The following is a 25,952-nucleotide window of genomic DNA, read 5'->3' as shown; positions in this document are numbered from 1 at the left end:
AATGTTTCCATATATTCCGAATACCGATGAGGATGTTCGGGTAATGCTTGATCGACTCGGGATTTCTGATGTCGATCAATTGTTTTCTGACATTCCCCAAGCTCTTCGTCTTACTGAGTTATTGTCTATTGGTGCTCCAAAATCAGAAATTGAAATTCGTAAAATGATGCATAAGTTAGCCGATCAGAATCTTTCAGGTTACGGCACACCCTGTTTTTTGGGAGCGGGTGCCTATGACCATACAGTCCCTGCAATTATTTCACCCCTGGTACAGCGTAGTGAGTATTTAACTTCCTATACACCCTATCAGCCGGAAATCAGTCAGGGAACCTTGCAGGTAATCTTTGAATTTCAAACAATGATTTGCCAATTGACGGGAATGGCTGTATCCAATGCGTCGCTATACGATGGACCATCCGCTGCTGCAGAAGCGGCCATGATGTCAGCCGGAATCAATAAAGGAAGCAAGATTTTGATTTCTGCAACACTCAATCCAGAAGTGAAGGAAGTCGTTAAAACCTATATGCGATTTCGTTCTATTGAAGTTGTTGAAATTCCTGAAAAAGACGGACACACCGATCTGAAAGCCATGAATGAAATATTGGATGCTGAAGCGGTTGCGGTATTGATTCAATCACCAAACTTCTATGGTGTCGTGGAAAATCTTGAAGGTGTTTCCGAGGCTGTCCACAAGCAAAAGGCACATTTCATCATGATGCAGGATCCAATTTCCTTAGCGATCTTGAAAACGCCGGCCGATTGGGGGGCGGATATTGCCATTGGCGAGGGACAGCCTTTGGGAAATACGATTAGCTTTGGTGGGCCACATCTTGGATTTATTGGCGTAACCAAGAAATTGATGCGAAAACTTCCTGGTCGAATTGTGGGCGAAACCGTTGATTTAGACGGGAAACGAGCCTTTACTTTGACCTTGCAAGCGCGGGAGCAACATATTCGTCGAGGAAAAGCGACGTCAAATATTTGTTCCAATCAAGCCATTAATGCCTTGATTGCGACCATCTATATGGCGACTATGGGCAAAGAGGGTTTGGTGGAAGTTGCAGGACAATCGGCCAAGCGTGCCGCTTATCTCAGAAAACAATTGCTTGCAACAGGCAAGGTGAAAGCGGTTAATGATCAGCCGTTCTTCCGTGAGTTTGTGGTTGAATTGCCGAAATCGGCAAAAGAAGTGAATCAATTGCTATTGGAAAATGGCTTGATAGGTGGTTATGCTTTGACCGGCGACAGGGAGAATCAAATGATTCTTTGTGCGACAGAGAAAAGAACCAAAGATGAAATGGATCATCTGGTTCGAGTGATGGAGGCGATCCTATGATTCAATATGATCAATTAATTTTTGAAATATCGAAGCCTGGAAGAAAAGGATATCGTCTGCCGACAGATGATTTTACTGGATTCGAAGTGGCCGATCTTTTTCCTATAGATTTGCAACGTCAAGAGAAGGCAGAATTGCCCGAGGTAGCGGAGAATCAAGTGGTTCGTCATTACACCAATCTTTCAAACAAGAACTTTGGCGTAGACACGGGATTTTACCCATTGGGTTCTTGTACCATGAAATATAATCCTAAAATTAATGATGAGATTGCCGGATTGCCTGGATTCACGTGTATTCACCCCTTACAGCCGGAATCAAGCGCCCAGGGTGCTATGGCTTTGTTATATGATTTGGAGCTGAAACTGGCAGAAATTACAGGGATGGATGCGGTCTCCTTGCAACCAGCAGCGGGTGCGCACGGCGAATTGACAGGAATTATGATGGTCAAGGCTTACCATGATGCACGAAATGATAAAAAAAGAACCAAGATTATCGTGCCTGATACGGCCCACGGAACCAACCCGGCAACAGCGGCCATGGTTGGATTTGAAATTGTTGAAGTCCCATCAGATGAAACTGGCGGTGTGGATGTGGAAGCCTTGAAGGCTGTGATGAGTGATGAAATTGCAGGTTTGATGTTAACCAATCCTAGCACTTTGGGTTTGTTTGAGAAAAACATTGAAGAGATTGCAGCCTTGATCCATGAGGCTGGCGGATTGTTGTATTATGATGGCGCCAATTTGAATGCAGTCATGGGAAAAAGTCGACCTGGAGATATGGGATTTGATATTGTACACTTAAACCTACACAAGACAATGTCTACCCCTCATGGTGGTGGCGGTCCCGGTGCGGGTCCCGTTGGTGTCAAGCAGCGAGTGGCGGATTTTTTGCCAAAACCGGTCATTGTGAAGGAAGAAGACCGATATCATTTTGAATACGATCGGCCTTTGTCTATTGGAAAAATGAAAGGTTTCTATGGAAATTTTGGTGTGCTTGTGCGAGCTTATACCTATATTTTAACCATGGGTGCCCAAGGTTTGAGAACAGCTAGCGAGATGGCGGTTTTGAATGCGAATTATATGCAAGAACGATTGAAGGAAGACTATGTCTTGCCATTTGATACAATCTGTAAGCATGAATTCGTTTTGGATGGATTGAAAAACGTATCAGAGATCGAGGTGACAACTCTCGATGTGGCCAAACGTCTTTTGGATCATGGCTACCATCCGCCTACAATTTACTTCCCATTGATTGTTCATAATGCCATCATGATTGAACCGACAGAGACGGAAAGCCTAGAGACTCTGGATGCCTTTTGCGATGCCATGATTGAGATTGCAAAAGAGGCGGTTCAATCTCCAGAATTATTGAAAAATGCGCCAACGAAGACCATTATTCGACGAGTTGACGAGGTTCGGGCAGCCAGAAAGCCAGTGCTTCGTTGGACCAAGGAGGCCGTAAATGGCTAGTGTAATCGTAGTAGGAGCAGGACCTGCGGGTTATGCCGCAGCGATTCGGGCAGCGCAATTGGGTGCAACGGTAACTTTGATTGAAAAAGAATGGATTGGGGGGACCTGTTTAAATGTAGGTTGTATCCCAACCAAGGCTTGGGTGCGAAGCGCCGAGGTGTTTTCTCTGGTTCAACATGCGGAGGAATATGGGGTTATGGCGGAATTGTCAAAACCCGATTTTCCAAAGATTAAATTGCGAAAGGATCAAGTTGTCGCTCAGTTGGTATCCGGGATCGAGCAATTGATTAAAGCCAATAAGATTGAACATCTTGTTGGTGAGGCAACGATTCTTTCAGGGAAAAGGGTTCGGGTTCTTGGTGAGGGAATTGATGTTGTACGCGAAGCCGATTTTGTCTTCATGGCAACTGGGTCGAAACCAAGGAGCTTGCAAGTACCGGGAGCAGACTTATCTGGTGTCATGACGAGTCGTGACCTATTATCTATTGAGAGCCAACCAGAGCGCTTGCTTGTTATCGGTGGCGGTGTTGTAGGTATGGAGTTTGCAAGTATCTTTTCAACCTTGGGAACCAAGGTTACGGTCGTGGAATTCGGCGATCAAATCCTCGCTCATTTGGATAAGGATGTATCTAAACGGATGCAACTGATCCTCAAGAAAAAAGGGATCGAATTTGCTTTAAAGACAGAGGTAAAGTTTATTGAAGCAGTGGATGGAAACTTGAAAGTTGTGGCTCAAGGTGTTAAAGGACCAGTGGAATGGCAGGCTGATCGTGTCTTAATGGCGACAGGGCGCCTTCCATCCTTTGATGAGGAAGCTTTGACGCAAGCTCAGATTCAGTTTGAAGACAACGGGATTTTAGTGAATTCCTTTTATCAGACCAATCAAACCGGAATCTATGCCATAGGAGATTGCAACGGAATTTGCCTCTTGGCTCATTCTGCGTCTCATCAAGCGGTAGCGGCTGTTGAACATGCTTTACTGCAGCAAGAACCTAAGGAAGGGCTTGTTCCAAGTTGTGTATTCACTCTGCCGGAGGTTTCTTCTGTGGGGATGACTGAGTCCGCTTGCAAACGATCTGGCCAGGTGTGCCAAACAAGTAAATTTTCTTTTGCCGCTAACGGCAAGGCTGTAAGCCTTGGGGAAAGCGAGGGCTTTGTTAAATGGATAGCCAATGATGAGGGAAAATTGCTTGGGGCGCAGATCCTTGGCCCTCATGCTTCCGATCTGATTCACGAAGCAACCCTGGCTATTCAAAACGAGTTGACAGCTTTAGATGTATTCCATACGGTTCATGCCCATCCGACTCTGTCGGAAGCCGTGCATGAAGCGGCAGGCGGTTTGTTGGGTCAAGCGATTCATATTGCTCCGGCACAAAAAAGAAAATAAGAATATACTAGAGAAACAAAAAAAGAGCCTATCCGAATCGGATAGGCTCTTGCTTATTTTATAGGTTCAGTGCTGCTTTGATAGAAGCTTCAGTAAGATCTTCTGTCAAAGTTTTTGCGATTTTTCCGCCCTCTGTTGTAACAACAGCAGGGAAAGATGTAATGTTCAAACGATCAGCAAGGCCAGTTGACTTATAAACGTCAATACGGTTTACTGCGATTGCACCAGCAGCATCTCCTTCGATTTTTTCAATCGTTTGAAGGAATGTACGGCTGTCAGCGTCAATTGCATTGTAAACGTAGATCAAACCAGGTTTTGCAGATTGCATGATATGCTCTTCGAAAGTTTCAGTTTCAGCAATGTAGCTCTCAGCGGCCATACCGGCAATCGCACCGTCACCAACTGCAGTTGCAATTTGCTTCAACCATTTTTCGCGAACATCACCGACTGCGAATACACCAGGCATGCTAGTTTCCATTTTGTCGTTTGTCATGATGTACTTGCGTCCAGTCATGTCAATTTGGCCTTCGAATAGTTCTGTGTTCGGGATGTATCCGATGAACTCGAAACAGTTGTCGCAATCAATTGGCATCAATTCACCAGTTTTTACGTTTTTCATTACAACAGTTTCCAAATACTCTTCAGAACCTTCAAAGCTGTCAACTACAGTATTCCAAACAAATTCCATTTTGTCGTTGGCCATTGCTGCTTCTTTTGCAATTTCATTACAATCCATTTTGCCTTCGTCATGCATAACAGAAACGGTAACTTTGCTTGCAAATTTAGTCAGGAACATGCCTTCTTCAATGGCAGCATCGCCAGAGCCGATTACAACAACGTGCTTGTCTGTGTTTGCAGCTGCATCACAGGTTGCACAGAAAGAAATTCCCTTGTCAAACAAGTATTTCTCTTCGTTTTTTCCACCCGTTACACGGTTACGTCCACCCGTTGCAAGGATGACGGTTTTCGCTAGATACTTGTTGCGGAAAGTTTCAACAACTTTTTCTTCGCCTTCTAATTCAACGCTTTTTACAGCAGTCAATTTGAAGTCTACGCCCATTTTTTTGGCTTGTTCCTTCATCAAGTTGGTGATGGCTTCGCCTTTAGGCGCATCTGGAAATCCGGGATAGTTTGCAATTTCATTTGTGTAAGTAGCCAATCCACCGATCAAGGCTTTCTCAATTAAGATTGTTTTTAATCGAGCGCGTCCAGCGTAAATCGCCGCAGTCAAACCTGCAGGACCGCCACCGATGATGACTACATCATAATTTTCAACTTTTTTTTCTCTTGCCATTTTTCTTTCCCCCTGTACTTACATGAAGTATTTAACGAGTAATTTACTTCCAACAACTGCACCACTAAAGATGCCAACCAAGAAGACCCAACCAGAAAGCGATAGGGAAGCAATGCCGCTATACAATGCACCAATGTTACAGCCATAAGCAATTCGAGCACCGTAACCCATCAATAGTCCGCCTAAGATTGCTGCAACGATTTGCTTTTTATTCTTGATTTTTTTGATTTTGAATTGAGATGCCATTAAGGTTGCTAGAAGAGCACCGAAGATGATTCCGATGTTTCTCCAAGAACCGGGATGGTTCAGTATTCCTGCATTGAGCACGTTTTGCGCGCCTTCGCTGCTGAAATAGTACCATTTGTCTACACTTCCACCGAATGCTTCATAGATCCACGCACCCCAGTTTGCAAATACGCCAGAAACGCCCCATGGGTTTCCCGTCGATGCAAGGGTTGCAATTTGAAGAACCGATAGAAGGACTGCGCCAGTTACATATGTGAAGGCGCTTTTAAACCATTTCTTGTAGAATTGGTTTTGTTTAACGCGATCGAAGAATTTTTGTTCTCCCGCCATGATATCCCTCCGTCCAGTACAGGTCTATTTTGCTTTCTCGATAATAACTTCCCACTCGCCGTCGTCAACTTCTTCGATTTCAACGTTGTGTCCGTCTTTGCGGGCCCACTCGGGAACATTTTTCATTGCGCAGCTATGATCGATTTGAAGAACCAGTACGTCACCGATTTCCATTTCTTTCAATGCGTTTTGTGCTTTTACCAAAGGTACCGGGCATGCTTCGCCTAGAGAGTCGATGATGATTTCTTTTGCCATTTTTGTTTCCTCCTCAGATTTTTATCTTTTTTTGCTATAGGATTGTGGATTCATTTGAATTATTCTTCTTATATGGTTCGCTTATTTCGCTTTCTCGATGATTACTTCCCACTCGCCGTCGTCAACTTCTTCGATTTCAACGTTGTGTCCGTCTTTGCGGGCCCACTCGGGAACATTTTTCATGGCACAGCTATGATCGATTTGAAGAACCAGTACGTCACCGATTTCCATTTCTTTCAATGCGTTTTGTGCTTTTACCAAAGGTACTGGGCATGCTTCGCCTAGAGAGTCGATGATGATTTCTTTTGCCATTTTAATTTCCTCCAAATTTTTTTAATTTTTTTTCGAATATAATTAACCGTTTTTGTTTATTGAAGCTGTTTTATGCGGCTTTTTTCTGCTCGTAGATTGTTGCGTAAATAAATAATCCCGCAAGAACCAAGAGTTGGATCGCTACTGCACCAAACCATCCGAATACATCCGGAAGGAATACAGAAGGTCCTTTAGAGATGAAAACTTCTTTCCACCAGCCAAAGTCATGAGCGCCCCAAAGGGAACCCGCAATAAAGAATACCAAGACTAACCATTGCATCATAAAACCTTCACCATTTCGCATCAAGGTACCTGATGCACAACCACCGGCGATAACCATGCCGATGCCAAATAGAAAAGCACCGATTACGGTTGCAAAGCTGACAGGAACAACGTAGCTCATGCCTGGAATTGGCAATCCTTTTACAAAGGCGCCATATTTGATGGCTGCAAATCCGATCGTTGTTAAGGCGAAAGCAATAATAACAGCACGTGATAAAGAAGTTCCTCCAGTTAGGTAAGGATCACGCATAGATGCGGTAAAACAAAAACGTGCTTTTTGCAGGGTAAAACCGAAACCGATACCAAAGATCCAAAATAGTCCAACCGTTGCATTTCTTTGACCGAGAAAAATACCGATCAAAACGATAAGGACAAATAGACCGACTCCAAAAGGAATCATGTTTTTCTTCTTCTTCCGAGGTCGTCGCGTTGAAGAACGACGAATTGAACCCGTAGAAGAGGTGTCCGTAGCTTGTGTGTTTTCAGGCATGGTACTCACTCCTCCATTCATCATTGTGACACATTTAACAATCTCTCGTGAACAGTCTAACATACATTGTTAATTTAAAATCATAGCCTTTCGTGATACAATATAAGAAATATTAATAGTGCTATCAATCTTATTAATGTAAAATAGGAGCAAGCCTTGTTAACAACTTAACAAAGCAAGGAGAAAGAGGGGAAAAATCGCATGAATTTAGACACTCTTATGTATTATCGACAGATTATTGAGAACAAAAGTATATCAAAAGTAGCCAATCAGTCTCATATTTCTCAATCTGCCTTGAGCCAGATGATGCAAAAATTTGAAGATTCATTGGGTTACGAGCTGATGGAACGGTCCAATCGCGGTGTCGTTCCGACGGAATTGGGAAAGATCGTATACAAATACTCGGAAAACATTATGAATACTTATAGCAAAATGTTAGAAGAGATTGACAATTATGCAAAAAAATCCAGCAGCGTGCGGATCAGTGCAACGAAATCCTTGGTTACCTATTCCATGCCTTGCGTCTTATTTCGCATAAAAAAGGTGCATCCTGATCATCAATATGATTTGGTCACTTCCGAGTTGGATCGAATCATTGCTGATGTACAGAATGACATTTCGGATTTTGGGGTGATTACCAGTTTGCCAACCAAATGGGTTGAGGGGCTTGAGATTGTAAAAATCGCAGAAGAGCAAATCGTCTTGGTTGCTTCTGAAACCTATTCCATACCCAATGAAATTATGATGGACGAATTATTTGAATATGATTTGATTATGCAGTCGAATTCGGAGCATCTCTATGACGAGTTGTATCGAAAGATTTCTGAAAATGGGATGGATCGAGAATTGTTGAAGGTCTTATTTAAAATCGATTCAATCGGAGCGGTGAAAAATGCATTGTTTAATTCCTACGGGATTGCCATGTTGCCGTATCCCACGGTAAAACGCGAACTCTATTCCAAGGCATACAAAAAGATCCAGATCACAGACCTGGCTCTTCATTACAATATATACTTGGTGCATAAGCCATTGGAACACTTGTCAGCAACAAGTAGAGAATCCATTAAAACCTTTAAAAAGCTGGGAAATAAAGCATTCTGTTAATCCATGTTTGTCTATCAACTGATCAGTTAGTCAGCAGTGACCGTGATTTCCCAGACCCCGTTCATGACCTCGTCCATTTCATAGGAGTAGGCGCGAAGGGCTAGAAATTCGTCGACGCTTTCGACGACGCAAGAGTGATCGCAGACTAGCATCATGGATTCACCCTTGGAGAGAGTCTCTAGGGCGCGCTCGAGTTTTAATATGGGTACTGGGCAAAAATCACCCATGCAATCAAGGGTTAGACGCAACATAAGAACCTCCGGTTTATCTATTGGTTGATAGGTTTAGTGTAACAGAAAGAAAGAAGGAAAGAAATAGATGAAAATTCCATTTCATCGTCCGTTTTGGTCGGACTTAGAGGAGAAAAATCTAATAGAAGTGATATCGCATTCAGATGGATCTGGAGATGGTTGTTTTACTGGGCATGTACAAAACTGCTTAGGGAAGATGTATGGGACCGACAAGGTTTTATTGACTGGATCGGCAAGCCTTGCCTTGGAAATGGCCATTCGCTTGACCGGCTTACAACCGGGTGACGAGGTAATTATGCCTTCTTTTAACTTTCCATCAGCCGCTAATTCGGTCTTGTTGGCTGGGGGAGTTCCTGTCTTTGTTGAAACTGGATTGGATCTGATGATTGATTCGGCTGCCGTAAGGCGAGCAGTCACAGAAAGAACAAAAGGAATATTGTTGGTTCATTATGCCGGTGCGGCTGCGGAGCTCGAGGATTTGATGGCGCTTGCACAAGAGCAAAAACTTTGGATTGTGGAGGATGCCGCTCAAGGCTTTGGCGTAAAAGATAATGAGGGAAATCCTGTGGGGACTCGTGGCGATTTTGGGGTTGTCAGTTTTCATGGAACCAAGGTAGTTAGTGGCGGTGAAGGTGGCGCCTTGATTGTGAATCAAAAGAGCCAGGTTGTTTGGGAGCGAGCCCTGCGCATGCATCAAAAGGGAACGAATCGGAATGCTTTTTTGCAAGGGACCATTGATCGATACTCCTGGCAGGGCATTGGGATGAGTGCATGTCCTTCTGAATTTCAGATGGCAGTATTGGATGCTCAATTAGAAAAGATGGATGAAATTCTGGAAAAAAGACGAAAATTGTGGCATTGTTATCAGAGAGCCTTGGCCCCTTTTATGGGAGAGGCTGTGCGAATGGCTGACAAGGTTAGTCAAAATGGACATATCTTTTGGCTTTGTTTTAAAGAAGCGGAAAAGGCGAAGTTGTTTCAATCTTGGATGCGAGAGCATGGCATTGCTGTCTATAGTCATTTTGTCCCCTTGCATACAACGGAATTTGGTATGCGGTTTCGGGGAAATGGGCAGCCTGGTCTAGATGAGGAGGCAAGCCTACAGGATCGAGTGATGCGATTGCCGATTTATCCTTCTTTGAAAGAAAAAGAACAAAATGAAGTGATTCGGTGTGTAAAAGATTTTTTAAAGGAGAATTTGAAATGAAGGTATCTGTCGTGATTCCTGCCTATCAATCGGAAACAACGATTGGCCAGGTCGTGGATCGAATTTATCAGACATTTTCATACCGGGAAGAAGAGATCGAGGTAATCGGCGTGGATGATGGAAGCCGCGACGACACCTTTCGGGTTCTGATTGAAAAAACCAGAATATATCCATCGATGCGTGTCATTCGGCTTCAAGAGAATGTTGGGCAACAGAATGCACTTCTGTGTGCAATTCGACAAACCCAAGGCGACGTGATTGTGACTATGGATGACGACCTTCAGCATCCACCGGAAGAAATTCCGGTACTTTTGCATGCCTTGAAACAAGAAAAGGATCTTGTCTATGCTTGTTCAAAAGAAAAAATTTGTAGTCTGGATCGTTCATGGGGTTCAAAACTTCGAGATCTGCTCTTTTCTCATTTGTTTGAAAAGCCTGAATCTCTAACCTTGCATAGCTTTCGGGCGGTAAATGGCGATTTGGCGCGGGAAGCAGCCCGAGAATCGGGTGCGTTTTTTTATCTGTCGGCAGCTTTAATGAAAGAGAAACCACGAATGGGTAATGTTACTGTGGCTTTATACCCCAGATCAATCGGGCAGTCGAATTATACGACCAGAAAATTGCTGCAATTATTTATGAAAATTTGGATTTATTATAGTGAAAATCGATGGGCGGCAGCCTTGCGTCACAAAGGCGATCCTTATCAAGTCGTTCGATCCGTTCAATCGAAGGGAGACCAAAGATGAAGGTAATGATTTTAGGGGCGAATGCTCTTCAAGTGCGTGGTATTAAGCGTATTCAGGAAATGGGGCATAGAGCGATTGCTGTTGACAATCGGATGGATTCTCCAGGTAAAAAAGTGGCAGATCATTCTGTTTTTGCCAGTACTTTTGATCCTGTAGCTTGCTTGCAGGTCGCCAGGGAAATGGAGATTGATGGGATCTTTACTTCTGGCACAGATCAACCGGTTTTGACAGCGGCACTGGTACAGGAAGCCATGGGCTTGCCCATGCCGTTTTCTGTTGAACTGGCAAGGCGGCTTACCAATAAACGATGGATGAAGCAGGAATTTGAAAAGAATGGACTACCAACCTTACCTTGGGCTTTGATTGGAAGATGCGACTTTGAAACAAAGATTCCATTTTCTTTTCCGGCTGTACTGAAACCTGTTGACTCTCAGGGGCAGCGGGGTATTTTTTTGGTCCATTCTCATCAAGAAATTCAAACTCATATCGAAGAAACCCTTCGGTTTTCGCGAGAATCAAAAGCCTTGATTGAGCCCTTTTACCAAGCTGATGAGGTGACGGTGTCGGGGTGGGTTGCAAAGGGTCAAACCAAGATTTTATCTGTTGTCGATCGGGAGACCTTTCAAACCCCAGATCAACTGGGGATTTGTTTGTCGCACGAATACCCGACTCGGTATGCGAAGACAAGGGGAACAGAGCTGGAAGAGCTAACAAAACGAATCGTAGATGTCTTTCATATAAAAGAGGGTCCGATTTATTTTCAGTTTTTAATTGGAGACAAGGGGATTGTAATTAATGAGATTGCAGGTCGGATTGGGGGAGCGCATGAGGATTTTGTAATCCCTCGAATCACGGGGTTTGATTTCTTAGGAGAGCAGATCAAGCTTATTTTGGGCGAGCAGGAGACGATGCTTCACTTATCGAAAGAAGAGTCTTGGCAGAATCCAAAGCTTCGTGCCAGTGTGCAATTGTTTTTTGTAGAACCATGCGTGGTTGAAACCGTGAATTCGCCAAAATTAGGAGAGATAAAGAGCCTAGTGGAATGGGGCCTGCACCTGCAGGCCGGGCAGAATCAAAAAGAAATTGAAAATGCGACCGCTCGAGCAGGGTTTGCGATCTTCCTTTCGGAATCCGAAGAAGCCTTGCAGCGGGATGTGGAATTGTTTTATCAAAAGATGCAAATTTTAGATGCGGAGGGGAAAAACCGCATCGTAAAGCACAATAGGAGGGAACGGGATTGAAGAAGATTGGTTGGGGTGTCATCATAGGGATTGTTTTAGTTTTAACGGCTTGTCAGGGAAAGCCTGACCAAGGAAAAACCTTGATTATTGCAGATCAATATGGGTTAGCGTATGCACCGTTACAGGTGATGCAAGCAAAGAATTTTATCCAAGAGATTGATCCAGATTTGACCATTGAGTGGGCAAAAGCAGGCAATACAACAGCCATTCGAGAGATGATGCTGGCGGGGAAAGTGGATATTGGTTTTATGGGTATTCCACCATTTTTGATTGCGAGGGACAAGGGGATGGATTGGGGGATTTTTACCGGTTTATCCCAGGCGCCAGTCGGTCTTGTTAGTAGCAATTCGGAAATCAAAAGCCTTGAAGACATTCAAGGGACGGATCGTATTGCTCTTCCACAGCCGGGTAGCATTCAGCATATTCTTTTGGCTATTGCAGCGGAGCGAGAATTTGGCGACGCAGGTCGATTTGACCAGCAATTGGTCACCATGAAACATCCCGACGGTATGAGCGCCATGTTAGCCGGGCAAGAACTACAATTGCACTTTACTTCACCTCCCTTTATCTTTATGGAATTAAAAGAAGCTAGCACCCATCTTGTCTTGAGTGGACAAGAAGCGATGGGTGGACCCTTTACCTTTATTATCGGAGCTGTGCCCAAGCGTGTACGGGATGAAAAGGCTGAGTCCTTGGCGGTTTTGAAGGAAGCTCTTCAAAAAGCCATGGTCTTTATGCAGGATCAGCCGGAAGAAACCATTGCAATCTTGGCGGAGAGCTATCAGTTAGAGCCTGAGCAACTGAAAGCCTATTTAGAGAATCCAGAATTGAAGTATACCAATGAAATTGAGGGACTTGAGACCTTTATTGATTTTATGGATCGAAACGGATATTTGGAGAATGAAATGACCTCGGATGAGGTCATTTGGAACTAGGAGAGAACGATGAAGCAATTGCGAATTAAAGCGGTATTTATTTTAGCTGGTGGTCTAATCTGGCAGGGCATATATTTGTCGGGTGTTTATTCGCCCTTGTTATTTCCTTCTTTGGGAACAATTTGTACTGCTCTAGGCAGGGATATCGTCGAGGGCGCTTTGGTTGATCAGTTTCTTTATTCCATGCGACTGGTTATCGAAGGATTGGCCTTGTCTCTTGTTTTGGGTTTGGGAATTGCCTTGTTTGCACGTTCTTATTCGATGTTTCGAAGTGGAGTCAATCTTTTGATCAGCATTGCTCATCCCTTGCCTGGGGTTGTTCTTTTACCCTTGGTGATCCTTTGGGCGGGGATTGGGGAGGGCGCAGTTCTTTTTATTATTGTCCATTCTGTTCTTTGGCCCTTTCTCGTAAGTTTTTTCAGCGCATTGGATCACTTACCGCAAACCCAGCAAGAGGTAGCGGACAATTATGAGATATTTGGCTGGCGTCGATTGATTTGGGTGGACTTACCAGGTTCGTTTCCGGGTTTTTTATCCGGTTTGAAGATCGGGTGGAGTCGAGCATGGCGAGCTTTAATCAGTGCAGAAATGATTTTTGGCGCAACGAGTGGATCTGGTGGAATCGGCTGGTATCTGTTTCAAAAACGAGTATTTATGGACACGGCTGGCTTGTTCGCTGGCTTGCTTGTAATTATGTTGATTGGTGTTTTAATTGAGGGTCTATTTTTTCGCTGGGTTGAAAGAAAGACGGTGCTTCGCTGGGGGATGGAACGATGAGTGGATTTCGATTTGATTCAGTGACAAAAAGCTTCGGGGACCAAATGATTTTTCAAGATCTCTCCATTCATGGAGATTCCGGCAGCTTTTTTTGCGTCGTTGGAAAGTCGGGGGTTGGAAAATCGACGTTTTTGCGTCTTTTGGGCGGATTCGATCAAGCAGAGAGCGGTAAAATCACCATTGGCGGTGAAGAGGTGACGCGTCCGCAAAAAAAGAGACCCATGGTGTTTCAAAGCTATGAGCAATTGTTTCCGTGGCTCCCTGTTTGGGAAAATATCGCCTTTCCATTGCGAGCGGCTGGGATTGGTAAGGTCGAGCGGCGAAAGCAGGCGATGGAAGCCTTGGATGCTGTGGGACTTGTTCAGGATGCGGAAAAGTATCCCCATCAATTGTCTGGAGGCATGAAGCAAAGGGTTGCTTTGGCAAGGGCGTGGACTTCAGAACCCCAATTGCTGTTGATGGATGAGCCCTTTGGTGGCTTGGATATGATGACGAGAGAAATTCTGCAAGACCTTTTAATTTCGCTGTGGAGAAAGAAGCAGTGGACAGTTGTTTTTATTACCCATGATCTTCGGGAGGCGGCACGCCTGTCGACAGACCTGTTGATTCTTCAGGAAAATGGGAAGTGTGAATGGAAAAAAAATGAGCTTTTATGGCCCCGGGATCCCTATTCAGCGGACCTGAATCGCTGGATTCAAGGGATTATGTTATGAGGGTCGAGTTTGACCCGATGAAAAATGAGGGTCGAGTCTGACCCGACAAAAATGAGGGTCGAGTCGGACCAAGGAAACAGGAGAAGAGAGTAAATATATAAATGAATAATTGAAACAAGCACCTGGGCGCTCATTCTTCGGATCATGGCTCCAGGTGCTATTTTTTTATCTGATAGATATGAAGTTGCCAGAAAGGATCATTTAAAAAAGGTACAATTCGATTGCCATAGATGGGTGCTGGTAGGGTTGCGATTTCTTGGCAGTTTTCAGCAAGAAAGCTTTGCATATCTGTATACCAAGATTCGTCGGGTCCATAGAGAACCTGCCATGGCTGGGGATTGCGATGGATAAAGTCTAGCTCATCTGCATAGAGGATATGGCTAATGCCCCGCTCCATGAGATAGCTTTCTAATCTGTTTACTTCAGGATCGAGATAAGCTAGATTGCGATAATCATAGAGCTGTCCTGCTTCAAAGAGAAATTCTGTGTTGAGATTAGCCAAAACCACTGCGTCAGCAGGTAGGACAGCTTGAATTTTATTAAGATAGTTTTCGTAATGATTTTTCGGCAGTTGAGTGATTTCTCCCATGGAGGTGACTGAGAAGACCACAATGAGTCCTGCAGTCAAAATCCAAGCAGGAATTTGCGGTATGTATTTTTCAATAAAAATTATAAAAATGAGACAAGCTGCTGGAAGTAGGAAGAAGACACTGGTGGCATTATATCGGCCAACGATAAAAATTCCCAGACACCAGGCAAGCTGATGGATTGCCAAAGCGAGGAAAATGTTTTGCTTTTTTCGAATACCAAGCCATAGGGAGACGGGTAAGCCGATTGCAATTAGGCTCAGGGCCAGGCGCAGGGGCGGCAGGTAGTAGGTACCGCTGATACCAAGCCATAATTTCTTAAAAAACATGAAAAATCCCAAAAATTTTCCGCCGACGTCGGCGGTAACACCCAAAGAGGAGCCATAGGCGAGATAGTCTGTAATAAAATTTGGGTTCATCCAGAAACTTGCGAGAACATAAAAACCGGTAATACCGGCTAGCCATGAAATCATCTTTATAAGTTGATGACGTGCTTCTTTCTGACTCCAGTTGAAAGCGGTCCCGGAACAAAGCAAAGCAAATACGCCCAAATAGGCATTGGGATGAAGACCCAGGGCAATAAAGAGGCCCAAAAGGGAAAGCTTTCTTTTTTTATTGAGCCACATCCATGAAGCGAATAAGAGAAAAAAACTGACCACAATTTCTTGTCGTGCGAAATGGGAGGCGTAAATAAAATCGGGCTGTGCAGCGAGAATCAGTGTTCCTAAACTCGCCCAGGCCCATGAAAGGCCAGTTTTTTCAAGAATCCGATAGAAAATATAGAGACTTGCACAGCCGAAGATTAAACTCATCATCCGAATAGAAAAAAGCTCATAACCGAAAACTTGAATAAAAAGAGCTTGTAAAAGGTGATAAGTAGATTTAATGGCATGAGGATTTCTAGGATAAAGATCAAAAAAAGGTTCAGTGACGCGGAGGGAATTGGATTCCATCATCATGCGGGTCAGTCCACTCAGCCAGGATTCATCCGAATGCATAAAGGGATAACGGGTTAAACCTGGAATTTGACTGAGAAAGAAGCCTATGGCAATGATTGTGGGCATGGCCTGTTTCAATTTTGAGTTTTGCATGGGTATTTCTCCTTTGTCTAGGTGTTCTTTCTTCATTATACAATAGAAGTGAAATAGCGCTATTTGATAAAACTATGTTGAATAAGCAAAGCTTATGGCAATTATCACGTATCGTCAGGTATAATGTTATTGGATTGAAAAAAAATTAACAATCTTTTTTGCATGAATGTAAGGCACTTTAACGATCTCTCAATCGACTAAAGGAATGTCTATAGAAATGCAAAATGGGGAGGTTCAACAGATGAAAAACCATTGGAAATTAGGGTTGCTATTTTTGGTAGCTGTGCTTGTAATGGGGGCATTCGCCGGATGTGCAGCGAAAACGACCTATGAAAATGGTACAAACATCGTTGAGGCAAGCGAGATTGCGACATTGATGGAACAAGGAAACGTTGTTGTTGTCGATGCGCGAACTGCAGAAGAGTACGCAAAGGGTCACTTGCAAGGAGCCATTCATTTGGATCCTTCAGAGTTGACAATCTCGGAGCCTGTAAAAGCGATGATTGCACCAAAAGAGCAAGTTGAAAAGGTATTGGGTGCCAAAGGAATTTCGGAAACCGATACAGTATTAATTTATGATAACAAGGGAAGCGTGTATGCGGGACGTGTTTGGTGGACAATGAAAGCCTATGGTCATGAAAACGTTAAATTGATCAATGGTGGAGAAGCTTCGATTGTAAAGGCAGGCTTGTCTTTAACAGCGGACGTGCCATCACCAGCAGCAAAGACCTATACAGCACAAGAATTGGATAAAGAGCGTTATGCGACCAAAGAAGAAGTGGAAGCTTTGATTGCCAGCGAAGAAGAAAATTGTATCATCTTGGATGTTAGATCAGCTGCAGAATATAGCGAAGGCTATGTAACGAGTGCAGTTTTGTATCCACACACCAAGAACTATTATGCAGACGGAACCTTCAAAAATACGCAAGCGATCTCTTTGAATTATAAAGATTTAGGGGTTGAGAAAGACACATTAGTGGTTGCATACTGCAAATCTTCTTATCGAGCAACGGTTACAGCAGCGCTCTTGGAAGAAGCAGGTTATACAAAGGTAAAAGTCTATGACGGTGCTTGGTTGGAATGGTCAGCAACAGGCGTGGTTGAAAAGCCAGAAGCTTCTGCTCCAATCACTACACAAGATGCGTCGTAAAAAGTCGTAAAAAAAAGGGTAGGGGAGAACAAGATGAAAAAAAATTCAAGATTGCTTTCTTTGCTTTTGGTTTTGGTACTAGCATTTTCTTTAGCGGGATGTGCAGCGACTGAAGAACCAGAAGCAGCATCAATGGATCTTACAGAAGAAACGTCCGAACCAGCAACAGAACCCACAGCAGATTTTGACTTAGATGCGGCAGTAAATGCATACTTCGCAAACTTGCCAGCAAACAACAATAAAATCGGTCAAGCGGATTTCGTTGATCTGGTAAAAGCTGGAGAGTCAATGACTGTTTTAGATATCCGTCAACCGGATGCCTATGCAGAAGGTCATATTCAAGGCGCTGTCAACATTCCTTGGGGTGATCCAATTGCAGAAAACCTAGTCAATATTCCTAATGACAAACCTGTATTTATCTACTGCTACTCAGGCCAAACAGCCGGACAAGCGGTGATGACGTTAAATCTAGCTGGATTTAACGCACGAAGCGTCAACTTGGGTTGGAACTTCGGAATCTCAAAAGTTGAAGGCGTTGATGCGGCAACAACGACTGACGTTGCAGAATTTGCAGGCGCAGTTACAGAAATTGAACCAGCAGTACAAGAAGCATTGACTGCATACTACGCAGGCCTTGCTGATGTTAAAGATACCCAATGGAAAAACTACAAAGTGTCTGAAGACAACTTGGAAGCGATGATTCAAGCCGACGAAGATTTTTATCTTTTGTCAATTCGCGGAGAAGATGTTTATAAAGCTGGTCATATTCAAGGCGCGGAAAGAATGTCTTGGGGCGCTGGCATGCAAGAGAATTTCTCCATGCTTCCTATGGACAAGAAAATCGTCGTATACTGCTACACCGGACAAACTGCAGGTCAAACAGTAGCGGGTCTACGTTTGTTGGGCTATGACGCAGTATCATTGAATGGTGGCATGGGCATGGCCTCAAACGCTCCTCTAGGATGGGCCAACCAAGAAAAGCCAGTTGTAAGCATGGATCTTTCAGCACAGGTGAAAGCATACTTTGAGAACTTGCCAGCCAATAACTACAAGATTGGTCAAGCGGATTTTGTTGAACTTGTAAAAGCCGGCGAAGAAATGACAATTTTGGATATTCGTCAGCCGGATGCCTATGCAGAAGGTCATGTTGAAGGTGCAGTGAATATTCCTTGGGGATCAGCGATTGCTGAAAACCTAGCCAATATTCCTAATGACAAGCCCGTATTTGTTTACTGCTACTCTGGCCAAACAGCTGGACAAGCGGTAATGACATTAAACCTAGCTGGATTCAATGCACGAAGCGTCAACTTGGGTTGGAACTTCGGTATTTCAAAAGTTGAAGGCGTTGATGCAGTTACTGTAACCGATGCAGCTGAGTTTGCTGGTGCGGTAACAGCAATTGATCCATCTGTACAAGAAGCACTGACTGCATATTACAATGGTCTTGCTGACGTGGCGGATACGCAATGGAAAAACTATAAGGTATCGGAAGATAACTTGGAAGCCATGATGGCTGCAGGCGAAGATTTCAAACTTTTGTCAATCCGAGCGGCTTCTGCTTACGCGGAAGGTCATATTGAAGGCGCAGACCTAATTTCATGGGGCGCTGGAATGGAAAAACAATTTGATCGTCTTCCAATGGATACAAAGATCGTTGTATACTGCTACACCGGACAAACTGCTGGTCAAACAACTGCAGCCCTTCGTTTGATGGGTTACGATGCGGTTTCATTGAATGGCGGCATGGGCATGGAGTCAAATGCTCCTCTCGGTTGGGCAAACAATGAGAAGCCAGTTGTTACAGGGACTGTTGTAGAGCAAGGTGTGATGAGTTATTTCGCGAATTTGCCAGCTAATAACAACAAGATCGGTCAAGCTGATTTTGTTGAAATGGTAAAAGCAGGCGAGGAAATGACGATTGTTGATATTCGTCAGCCGGATGCATACGCAGAAGGCCATGCAATTGGCGCAGTTAACATTCCTTGGGGCGCTCCAATTGCAGAGCAATTGGCGACAATCCCTAACGACAAACCCGTATTTGTTTATTGCTACTCTGGCCAAACAGCTGGACAAGCGGTAATGACATTAAACCTAGCCGGATTCAATGCGCGAAGCGTCAACCTGGGTTGGAACTTCGGTATCTCAAAAGTTGAAGGCGTTGAAGCGGCAACAACAACTGAGGTCGCAACATTTAATGCGGCAACACCAATTGAGCCATCAATTCAAGAGGCATTGACTGCATATTATAATGGTCTTGCCGATGTGGCTGATAAAAAGTGGAAGAACTACAAGGTTTCTGAAGCTGATTTGAAGGCAAACATGGAAGAAGGAAAAGACGATTATATTCTTTCCATCCGATCTGCAAAAGATTTTGCTGCAGGACATATTCAAGGTGCAAACAATATTCCTTGGGGTGCTGGCATGGAAAAATCATTCAACACAATTCCGACAGACGCGAAAAAAGTGGTTGTCTACTGCTACACAGGACAAACTGCTGGACAAGCAACTGCAGGACTTCGATTGTTGGGATTTGATGCGGTATCATTGAATGGCGGCATGGGAATGGAATCAAATGCTCCTCTTGGCTGGTCCAATCAAGACGGATTCGAAATCGTTCAATAATTCACGAATATTAAAATTTACAAAAAGCATCCGGATTATTCCGGGTGCTTTTTTTGTCGTTCATGAATTCTGTGGGGTACATATTTGATATAATGGATTGGGAGGTGGCAAAATGAAAAAATTTAAAAAAATAGTTTTGGCATGGATGATTTGCCTTTTTCTTTTGATGCCATCAGAAACTTGGGGATTGGATACTGAGAGTGTGTTGGAGGATCCTCCACGTATCTTGGTTTTGTTTTCATATAGCCTGGATTTTCCAACAACTGAACGCTTTTTAAATGGCTTGGAAATGGGTTTTCAAGAGTCCCAGGTAACCCTTCATACAGAATTTATGGATACCAAGCGGATCTACGATGAAAAGTACGTGACTCAGTTTTATGAGATGCTTGCTTATAAGCTGGAGACTCGGGAAGCCTATGACTTGATTGTTGTTTCAGATGACAATGCACTTCAATTTGTAGCCGATACTCATATGTCTTTATTCGGACCCTTGCCAATTTTATTTATGGGCGTTAATTCTCAAGAGTTGGCCGATGCAATAGAGAACTGTACACATATTACGGGGATCATTGAGCGACCATCCATGGAGGCGCAATTGGCCTTGATTTCGGAGCTTTTTCCCCGCATGGATGAATTGATTGTATTACGGGATCAAACCCCAACGGGGATTGCGGAATATGAATCATTTGCGCAAGCGTTAAAGAAATTTCCAGAGATTCTAACCCGGGAGATTCGATCATCAGAGCTTACTTTTTTAGAGATTGAGGATGAATTGCAGACCGTACAGGGAAATGACGTGATTTTTTTATTGTCTTCCTACCTGGATCGTGAGGGAAGTCGCCGAGATTTTAATGAGGTGATGTCTTTGATGAGACAGCAGACGGCACCGGTTTTCAGTCCCTATGAATTTGGACTGGGACAGGGTACCTTAGGCGGCAAGGTGATCGACTACACAGCCTATGGGCAAGAAACTGCAAAACGAGCCCTTGCAATTTTGGATGGAGAAGCCATCGAATCCTTTCCGATTTTGGATGGAGAAGAAAGCAATCGCTATCAGTTTGATCATCGAGAGTTGGAACGGTTTCTACTCAAGGAAAAACAATTGCCAGTGGGCAGTGAAATTTTGTACAAGCCGATTCCCTTTTCTGATGCTTATCGAGAACTTTTTTATCTGATAATGGGCCTTGCGATTCTTGGAGTGGTCGTACTTGTCTTTCTTTCTGTATGGTTGCGAATGAAGTCGAAGACTGGGAATCTGCTTCATGAAAAAAACTTGCGGTTTTTATCATTCTTTGAAGCTGTAAAATTTCCGGTTGTCATTTTAGATGATATGAATCGAATTGTGCAGAGCAATCGTCCCTTTTTGAAGATGTTCAACCTGGAAAAAATTTCAGGTAATCCTCAACTGAATCAAGTGATTGGTCAGTGGGTTGAAACTCAACCGGATGAATATAAACTGGTAGATTATCCGTTTCTCCGCGCACACTTGAATTTGATTGTAGATGAAGAACAAAAATTGGGCGCTTATGTTTTGTTTTCGGATGAAAGCCATGAAAAAAAATTGGAGCAAGTTTTATCGGTCTATAAGCAGACTTTGGAGTCTAATCGAAACAGTATTTTGATTGCTGATCGCCAATTGGGTCTAGTCTGGATGAATCAATCCTTCCTGGATTTGGTTCAACGTAAGAGAGAGCGGTTGATGGGGGTTTCCATACGACTGGCTCTTGAACCTTTATCAGGGAGCGAAGGAATTTGGGAAGAGCTAGAAGCTGAAGGATATTGGGCAGGAGAATTATCATTCAAAGAAGCAGAAAACTATCGCGTGTTTTCCTTTTCGATATTTGCAGTATTTGATCAGCAAGAGGTGCTTAACTATGTGGGAATGATGGAAGAGATTACAGAGCGAAAGCAGCAAGAACGATTGTTGATTGAAATGTCTCAAAAGGATCGATTGACGGGATTATTGAATCGGTCTACCTACCTGGAACAAGCCGAGGCAGAACTTGTTAAGTCGGATTCAGCGACTCTGTATATGCTTAATTTGAATCATATGAAAGTCTTGAATGATCGATTTGGGCATTATTTTGGAGATGAGGTATTTAAGCAAATCGCAAATCGGATCAAATTGGCTTTTCCCAATGTTTTGATCAGTAGATTGGGTGGGGATGAGTTCTCAATTTGTCACTTTAATATGAGTGATGAGGAACGCAATGAATCGCTATTGAAAATTAAAGGTTTGTTTGAGAAACCTTATCAGGTTGGGGCAGAAGAAGTGGAAGTTACTGCATCGGTTGGAACCGCCAGATATCCAAAGGATGCAAAGGGGATTCCAGAACTCCTAACTTGTGCGGACTTGGCCATGACCTCTGGCCGGCGCAGCCAAAAAAACCGAATTGTTGCTTATCGGAAAACCATGAAAGCTCTTGCCAATGATAGTTATGAATTGATGACGTCGATGAAGCAAGGAATTGAGAAAAATGAGTTTTATTTGAAGTATCAGCCGATTGTTGATGGGAGTCAAGAAAGGGTTGTCGCTGTTGAAGCCTTGATCCGGTGGGATCATCCGAAACTAGGCCTTGTATCACCACTGCGATTTATTCCATTGGCAGAAGCCATGGGCTATATTCATCCCATTGGCCGTTTTGTCGTTCGCCAAGCGATGAAAGATTTAACAAAACTGCCAGAGTCGATTTCCATGCACGTAAATGTATCCTTAAGTCAATTGGAAGTCAAAAATTTCTTTGAAGAGGTTCAGGCAATCTTGAAAGAATATAAAATTGCTCCAGAACGTTTGGTGCTGGAATTTACGGAAACCTTACCCTTTACAAACGGCATGCAGATTGATGATTTCTTGCGAGATGCCCGTCAGGAGGGTGTTCAAATTGCCATTGATGACTTTGGTCAGGGATATGCCAACCTTGCGCAATTAAGCAAGATTTCGGCCGATATTTTAAAGGTAGATCAGTACTTTGTCCATGAAATTGATCAAAATCCAGAAAACCGTGAGATTCTTCAATCCATAGTGATGCTCTCTAAGCAATTTGGATATCAATTGGTTGCTGAAGGGGTTGAGATGGAGGCTGAAGCGGAGTTCTTGACAGAAATGAAGTGTTTGCTTCAAGGTTATTATTATGCGAGACCGATGAAAATTGAAGCCTTGATTCGCTTAATTGATAAGATGCACAGGGAGGGCAGCAATGACCATACAAATTGAGACAGAACGCATGATTTTGAAAACAGGAGTCGTTGAGGACCTATCAGAAATCGTTTCCTACTTCCAACGGAACAAGTCATTTTTAGCCCCCTTTGAGCCGATTCAGCCGGATATATTTTACACAAAGGCCAAGCAGAGAGAGGTCATGAAAAATGATTTTTTGGAGTGGAAGGAAGAAAAGTCCTTGCGGCTGTGGCTTTTTGAAAAGAGCAAGCCACAGCGGGTGATTGGTTCCATTCGTTTTGCCAATGTGGTACGTGGTGCCTTTCAATCTTGTTTTTTAGGCTATCGCTTGGATCAGGATTGTGAGCGGAAAGGCTTGATGACAGAGGCTTTGAGGGAGGCCATCCCCCTTGCTTTTGATCGTCTTCATCTGCATCGGATTGAAGCGAACGTGATGCCAAGGAATTTGGCCAGCCGCCGTGTGGTGGAGAAATTAGGCTTTCGACAAGAAGGCCTTGCAAAACGATACTTGAATATTTATGGGAAGTGGGAAGATCATATTCACTATGCGATTGTAAGAGAAGAGTGGAAAGGGGAGTGGAAAGATGGAGAATAGAGCATTTGGAAGAAATCATGCATCGGTTTCTGTTTTGGGTTTGGGGTGTATGCGGTTCCCTTTACAAGGGGAAAGCACGAAAGAAATTGATGAAAAACAAGTCCAGGAAATGATGAGGGCGGCCGTTGAAGGTGGAGTGAATTATATCGATACAGCTTGGCCCTACCATGGGGGGATGAGCGAGCCTGTGGTAGGGCGGGCGATTCAGGCCCTGGGGATTCGGGATCAGATTCATTTGGCGACGAAATTGCCAAGCTGGCTGATTCATTCCCGCCAAGATATGGACAAGTATTTGGATCAACAATTGGAACGATTGCAAACGGATCATATCGATTATTATTTGGTGCACACCTTAACGAAAAAATTATGGGCACAAGTGAAAGAGCATGGTATTTTTGATTTTTTAGATGCAGCCTTGGCATCGGGGAAGGTCCGTCATGTGGGATTCTCCTTCCATGACAGCTTTGATCTCTTTCAGGAAATTATTGAGGCTTATCCTTGGGAATTCTGTCAGATTCAACTCAATTATCTGGATGAAAACTATCAAGCAGGAATGGAAGGATTGGAATTTGCAGCCAGCCATGGACTCAGTGTGATTGTGATGGAGCCTTTGCGGGGCGGACGCTTGGTAGATAGCCTTCCACCCGAGGCGACGGCGCTGTTTGAAACGAGTAAAGAGAAGAAAACCGCTGCGGCATGGGGACTTCGCTATCTGTGGAACCGTCCAGAAGTTAGTTTGGTTTTAAGTGGCATGTCGAATCTGGATCAAATTATGGAGAATGTGGAGACGGCAAAACGCGGGCAAGTTGGTAATTTGTCGAAAGAGGACCTTGATATTCTTAAAGAGGTTCAAGAAATCTTGCATGAAAAGATCCAGGTGGATTGTACGGGGTGCAAATATTGCCTTCCTTGCCCGCATGGCGTCGATATTCCAGGATGTTTTGAGTATTATAACAATGCGTTTCTCTTTTCGGACCAAGAGGGTGCGAAGAACAACTATCTTAAATTTCTAGGAAGTTCTCAAGCAGCTTCGAATTGCGTGGAATGTGGACTTTGCGAATCCCATTGTCCGCAGGCAATTGAGATTCGAAAGGAATTGAAGAAAGTCATTGCGGCATTTGGTGAATAATTGAAACTCCGGGCTTCCGGAGTTTTTGTTTTGTGGAGAAACGAATGCATGGTATAATGAGTGCAAACGGTACCACGGAGGATAAATTATGCCGACTACAATAAAAGATGTTGCAAAAATGGCGGGGGTTTCCCCCTCGACGGTTTCCCGTGTCATTGCTGATCATCCCAAAATATCACAAGCGACCAAGGATCGAGTCTCGGAGGCGATGAAAACCCTGCAGTATCGTCCCAATGCGATTGCCAGGTCACTTGCCAATCAATCAACAAGAACACTGGGCTTGCTTTTGCCCAATAATGATGAAGATTTGCTTCAGAACCCATTTTATGTACAGGTGATGCGGGGAATCAGTCGGTATGCACAAAAGGCGGGTTACTATATTCTCTACAGCTATACCGATCATGAAGACCAGGAAATTAAAATGCTGGACGAACTGCTCCAAAGCAAATGGGTGGACGGTGTAATCCTGACAACGATCAGGGAAAATGATAGATGTGTTGAATTTTTGCGGGCTAATCAGCATCACTTTGTCGTGATTGGAACCCCGGAAGACCATGTAGATGAAATTCTTTGGGTGGACAACAACAACAGCAACGCCATGTATGAAGTCGTTGCCAGTCTTGTGGAAAAGGGGCATAAACAGATTGCCTTTATTGGGGGGCCTCATGAGTTCGTGGTGACCCGGTATCGCTTGCGCGGTTATCAAAAAGCCTTGAAACATTACGGAATTCCGTATCAACCTGAGTGGGTGATCGAACGGGCTTACACGGAGAAGGCAGGATACGAAGCAACCATGGCACTTTTTGAATCGGTTGGTCAAGCGGGACCAGATGCCATTGTAACAACCGATGACTTAATTGCTTTTGGGGCGCAGAAAGCCCTTGTGGAATTGAAGAAAGACGAGGTGGCATTAACAGGATTCAACAATACAATCTTGGCAGAATATAAAACGCCTGCTATTTCTTCGGTGGATATCAAAGCGGAAGCCTTGGGCTATGAAGCGGCGAAACTTTTAATTACGAATTTGAAGCAGAAGAGCGATGTGACACATTGTTTGATCGACACGGAATTTATTGAACGAGCATCGTCGTGCGTGAAGGAAAAGCCAATTAAGTAATGCTATGATTAGGAAGCCGATGTCTATGAGAACTACGATTGTAGAAGTAGGGCTGTCGTTTCGCAATCGCAAGTTTTATATGCTAGGGTTCGAGAAACGAAATAGATG

General features: G+C 43.8%; 23 protein-coding genes. 16 read left to right on the top strand and 7 right to left on the bottom strand.

The features are described 5' to 3' along the window. The first annotated feature begins 1 nt into the window (after position 1). The 3 genes from gcvPA to lpdA are packed head-to-tail and all read left to right on the top strand — an operon-like array spanning position 2 to position 4,192. Positions 2–1,336, top strand: coding sequence for an aminomethyl-transferring glycine dehydrogenase subunit GcvPA (gene gcvPA, locus AC25CA_RS16515; protein WP_486814945.1), 1,335 nt, complete (start codon positions 2–4; stop codon positions 1,334–1,336). Beyond that, a complete protein-coding gene (gene gcvPB / locus AC25CA_RS16510; RefSeq protein WP_486814944.1) occupies positions 1,333–2,805 on the top strand; it encodes an aminomethyl-transferring glycine dehydrogenase subunit GcvPB in 1,473 nt (490 codons plus the stop codon). Before gcvPA ends, gcvPB begins: the two co-directional genes overlap by 4 nt. Continuing rightward, positions 2,798–4,192: a dihydrolipoyl dehydrogenase gene (gene lpdA, locus AC25CA_RS16505; protein WP_486814943.1), complete on the top strand. Its 1,395-nt coding sequence runs from the start codon at positions 2,798–2,800 to the stop codon at positions 4,190–4,192. The genes gcvPB and lpdA overlap by 8 nt, the downstream gene beginning before the upstream one ends. Positions 4,193–4,250: 58 nt before the next feature. On the opposite strand, the gene AC25CA_RS16500 is transcribed toward lpdA, so the two are convergent. The 5 genes from AC25CA_RS16500 to AC25CA_RS16480 all read right to left on the bottom strand — a co-directional run bounded on the left by AC25CA_RS16500 (position 4,251) and on the right by AC25CA_RS16480 (position 7,401). Further along, on the bottom strand, positions 4,251–5,486 hold the full coding sequence (locus tag AC25CA_RS16500) for an FAD-dependent oxidoreductase (RefSeq protein ID WP_486814942.1): 1,236 nt from the start codon (positions 5,484–5,486) through the stop codon (positions 4,251–4,253). 18 nt (positions 5,487–5,504) lie between these two features. Further along, positions 5,505–6,062, bottom strand: coding sequence for a YeeE/YedE thiosulfate transporter family protein (locus AC25CA_RS16495; protein WP_486814941.1), 558 nt, complete (start codon positions 6,060–6,062; stop codon positions 5,505–5,507). Positions 6,063–6,086: 24 nt separating this feature from the next. After that, a complete protein-coding gene (locus tag AC25CA_RS16490) occupies positions 6,087–6,317 on the bottom strand; it encodes a sulfurtransferase TusA family protein (RefSeq protein ID WP_486814940.1) in 231 nt (76 codons plus the stop codon). 81 nt (positions 6,318–6,398) lie between these two features. Further along, complete coding sequence (locus tag AC25CA_RS16485) at positions 6,399–6,629, bottom strand: sulfurtransferase TusA family protein (protein WP_486814940.1); 231 nt, start codon at positions 6,627–6,629, stop codon at positions 6,399–6,401. Between the two features lie 70 nt (positions 6,630–6,699). Continuing rightward, positions 6,700–7,401, bottom strand: a complete 702-nt coding sequence (locus AC25CA_RS16480; RefSeq protein ID WP_486814939.1) for a YeeE/YedE thiosulfate transporter family protein — start codon at positions 7,399–7,401, stop codon at positions 6,700–6,702. A gap of 201 nt (positions 7,402–7,602) precedes the next feature. Here AC25CA_RS16480 and AC25CA_RS16475 point away from each other — a divergent pair, with 201 nt between their 5' ends. Further along, on the top strand, positions 7,603–8,505 hold the full coding sequence (locus AC25CA_RS16475; protein WP_486814938.1) for a LysR family transcriptional regulator: 903 nt from the start codon (positions 7,603–7,605) through the stop codon (positions 8,503–8,505). A gap of 26 nt (positions 8,506–8,531) precedes the next feature. Here the strand turns inward: AC25CA_RS16475 and AC25CA_RS16470 are convergent, their stop codons facing one another. Then, positions 8,532–8,756, bottom strand: a complete 225-nt coding sequence (locus AC25CA_RS16470; RefSeq protein ID WP_486814937.1) for a sulfurtransferase TusA family protein — start codon at positions 8,754–8,756, stop codon at positions 8,532–8,534. 67 nt (positions 8,757–8,823) lie between these two features. Between AC25CA_RS16470 and AC25CA_RS16465 the strand changes: the two genes are divergently transcribed. The 6 genes from AC25CA_RS16465 to AC25CA_RS16440 are packed head-to-tail and all read left to right on the top strand — an operon-like array spanning position 8,824 to position 14,375. Further along, positions 8,824–9,963, top strand: a complete 1,140-nt coding sequence (locus tag AC25CA_RS16465; protein ID WP_486814936.1) for an aminotransferase class I/II-fold pyridoxal phosphate-dependent enzyme — start codon at positions 8,824–8,826, stop codon at positions 9,961–9,963. Then, complete coding sequence (locus tag AC25CA_RS16460; protein ID WP_486814935.1) at positions 9,960–10,709, top strand: glycosyltransferase; 750 nt, start codon at positions 9,960–9,962, stop codon at positions 10,707–10,709. The genes AC25CA_RS16465 and AC25CA_RS16460 overlap by 4 nt, the downstream gene beginning before the upstream one ends. Then, the gene (locus AC25CA_RS16455) at positions 10,706–11,950 is read left to right on the top strand and encodes an ATP-grasp domain-containing protein (protein ID WP_486814934.1); all 1,245 of its coding nucleotides are present in this window, start codon (positions 10,706–10,708) and stop codon (positions 11,948–11,950) included. The genes AC25CA_RS16460 and AC25CA_RS16455 overlap by 4 nt, the downstream gene beginning before the upstream one ends. Beyond that, positions 11,947–12,885, top strand: a complete 939-nt coding sequence (locus AC25CA_RS16450; protein ID WP_486814933.1) for an ABC transporter substrate-binding protein — start codon at positions 11,947–11,949, stop codon at positions 12,883–12,885. Before AC25CA_RS16455 ends, AC25CA_RS16450 begins: the two co-directional genes overlap by 4 nt. Before the next feature lie 9 nt (positions 12,886–12,894). Then, positions 12,895–13,662 (top strand): ABC transporter permease, encoded by a 768-nt coding sequence (locus tag AC25CA_RS16445; RefSeq protein WP_486814932.1) that lies wholly within the window; start codon positions 12,895–12,897, stop codon positions 13,660–13,662. Further along, the gene (locus AC25CA_RS16440; protein WP_486814931.1) at positions 13,659–14,375 is read left to right on the top strand and encodes an ABC transporter ATP-binding protein; all 717 of its coding nucleotides are present in this window, start codon (positions 13,659–13,661) and stop codon (positions 14,373–14,375) included. Before AC25CA_RS16445 ends, AC25CA_RS16440 begins: the two co-directional genes overlap by 4 nt. 157 nt (positions 14,376–14,532) lie before the next feature. On the opposite strand, the gene AC25CA_RS16435 is transcribed toward AC25CA_RS16440, so the two are convergent. Further along, on the bottom strand, positions 14,533–16,053 hold the full coding sequence (locus AC25CA_RS16435) for an ArnT family glycosyltransferase (protein WP_486814930.1): 1,521 nt from the start codon (positions 16,051–16,053) through the stop codon (positions 14,533–14,535). Positions 16,054–16,294: 241 nt separating this feature from the next. Between AC25CA_RS16435 and AC25CA_RS16430 the strand changes: the two genes are divergently transcribed. The 6 genes from AC25CA_RS16430 to AC25CA_RS16405 all read left to right on the top strand — a co-directional run bounded on the left by AC25CA_RS16430 (position 16,295) and on the right by AC25CA_RS16405 (position 25,844). After that, positions 16,295–17,203, top strand: a complete 909-nt coding sequence (locus tag AC25CA_RS16430; protein WP_486814929.1) for a sulfurtransferase — start codon at positions 16,295–16,297, stop codon at positions 17,201–17,203. A 33-nt stretch (positions 17,204–17,236) separates the two neighbouring features. Next, the gene (locus tag AC25CA_RS16425; protein WP_486814928.1) at positions 17,237–19,825 is read left to right on the top strand and encodes a rhodanese-like domain-containing protein; all 2,589 of its coding nucleotides are present in this window, start codon (positions 17,237–17,239) and stop codon (positions 19,823–19,825) included. A gap of 112 nt (positions 19,826–19,937) precedes the next feature. After that, positions 19,938–23,039, top strand: a complete 3,102-nt coding sequence (locus AC25CA_RS16420; RefSeq protein ID WP_486814927.1) for an ABC transporter substrate binding protein — start codon at positions 19,938–19,940, stop codon at positions 23,037–23,039. Further along, positions 23,023–23,598, top strand: coding sequence for a GNAT family N-acetyltransferase (locus AC25CA_RS16415; protein WP_486814926.1), 576 nt, complete (start codon positions 23,023–23,025; stop codon positions 23,596–23,598). The genes AC25CA_RS16420 and AC25CA_RS16415 overlap by 17 nt, the downstream gene beginning before the upstream one ends. After that, positions 23,588–24,727: an aldo/keto reductase gene (locus tag AC25CA_RS16410; RefSeq protein WP_486814925.1), complete on the top strand. Its 1,140-nt coding sequence runs from the start codon at positions 23,588–23,590 to the stop codon at positions 24,725–24,727. Before AC25CA_RS16415 ends, AC25CA_RS16410 begins: the two co-directional genes overlap by 11 nt. 88 nt (positions 24,728–24,815) lie before the next feature. Continuing rightward, complete coding sequence (locus AC25CA_RS16405) at positions 24,816–25,844, top strand: LacI family DNA-binding transcriptional regulator (RefSeq protein ID WP_486814924.1); 1,029 nt, start codon at positions 24,816–24,818, stop codon at positions 25,842–25,844. Positions 25,845–25,952 lie beyond the last annotated feature (108 nt).

The sequence above is a fragment of the Gottschalkiaceae bacterium SANA genome, from assembly GCA_036323355.1.
In the GTDB taxonomy this organism is placed as follows: Bacteria; Bacillota; Clostridia; order Tissierellales; family GPF-1; genus GPF-1.
The sequence above is the reverse complement of the archived record's forward strand: the minus strand, read 5'-3'. Positions and strand labels throughout refer to the sequence as shown.

Bases quoted from the DNA above. Each gene is read 5' to 3' on its own strand.
- AC25CA_RS16410 (WP_486814925.1), top strand. From the start codon at position 23,588: ATGGAGAATAGAGCATTTGGAAGAAATCATGCATCGGTTTCTGTTTTG.
- lpdA (WP_486814943.1), top strand. From the start codon at position 2,798: ATGGCTAGTGTAATCGTAGTAGGAGCAGGACCTGCGGGTTATGCCGCA.
- AC25CA_RS16430 (WP_486814929.1), top strand. From the start codon at position 16,295: ATGAAAAACCATTGGAAATTAGGGTTGCTATTTTTGGTAGCTGTGCTT.
- AC25CA_RS16480 (WP_486814939.1), bottom strand. From the start codon at position 7,401: ATGCCTGAAAACACACAAGCTACGGACACCTCTTCTACGGGTTCAATT.
- AC25CA_RS16440 (WP_486814931.1), top strand. From the start codon at position 13,659: ATGAGTGGATTTCGATTTGATTCAGTGACAAAAAGCTTCGGGGACCAA.
- AC25CA_RS16445 (WP_486814932.1), top strand. From the start codon at position 12,895: ATGAAGCAATTGCGAATTAAAGCGGTATTTATTTTAGCTGGTGGTCTA.
- gcvPB (WP_486814944.1), top strand. From the start codon at position 1,333: ATGATTCAATATGATCAATTAATTTTTGAAATATCGAAGCCTGGAAGA.
- AC25CA_RS16500 (WP_486814942.1), bottom strand. From the start codon at position 5,486: ATGGCAAGAGAAAAAAAAGTTGAAAATTATGATGTAGTCATCATCGGT.
- AC25CA_RS16495 (WP_486814941.1), bottom strand. From the start codon at position 6,062: ATGGCGGGAGAACAAAAATTCTTCGATCGCGTTAAACAAAACCAATTC.
- AC25CA_RS16460 (WP_486814935.1), top strand. From the start codon at position 9,960: ATGAAGGTATCTGTCGTGATTCCTGCCTATCAATCGGAAACAACGATT.
- AC25CA_RS16490 (WP_486814940.1), bottom strand. From the start codon at position 6,317: ATGGCAAAAGAAATCATCATCGACTCTCTAGGCGAAGCATGCCCGGTA.
- AC25CA_RS16470 (WP_486814937.1), bottom strand. From the start codon at position 8,756: ATGTTGCGTCTAACCCTTGATTGCATGGGTGATTTTTGCCCAGTACCC.
- AC25CA_RS16455 (WP_486814934.1), top strand. From the start codon at position 10,706: ATGAAGGTAATGATTTTAGGGGCGAATGCTCTTCAAGTGCGTGGTATT.
- AC25CA_RS16435 (WP_486814930.1), bottom strand. From the start codon at position 16,053: ATGCAAAACTCAAAATTGAAACAGGCCATGCCCACAATCATTGCCATA.
- gcvPA (WP_486814945.1), top strand. From the start codon at position 2: ATGTTTCCATATATTCCGAATACCGATGAGGATGTTCGGGTAATGCTT.
- AC25CA_RS16420 (WP_486814927.1), top strand. From the start codon at position 19,938: ATGAAAAAATTTAAAAAAATAGTTTTGGCATGGATGATTTGCCTTTTT.
- AC25CA_RS16485 (WP_486814940.1), bottom strand. From the start codon at position 6,629: ATGGCAAAAGAAATCATCATCGACTCTCTAGGCGAAGCATGCCCAGTA.
- AC25CA_RS16415 (WP_486814926.1), top strand. From the start codon at position 23,023: ATGACCATACAAATTGAGACAGAACGCATGATTTTGAAAACAGGAGTC.
- AC25CA_RS16425 (WP_486814928.1), top strand. From the start codon at position 17,237: ATGAAAAAAAATTCAAGATTGCTTTCTTTGCTTTTGGTTTTGGTACTA.
- AC25CA_RS16465 (WP_486814936.1), top strand. From the start codon at position 8,824: ATGAAAATTCCATTTCATCGTCCGTTTTGGTCGGACTTAGAGGAGAAA.
- AC25CA_RS16475 (WP_486814938.1), top strand. From the start codon at position 7,603: ATGAATTTAGACACTCTTATGTATTATCGACAGATTATTGAGAACAAA.
- AC25CA_RS16405 (WP_486814924.1), top strand. From the start codon at position 24,816: ATGCCGACTACAATAAAAGATGTTGCAAAAATGGCGGGGGTTTCCCCC.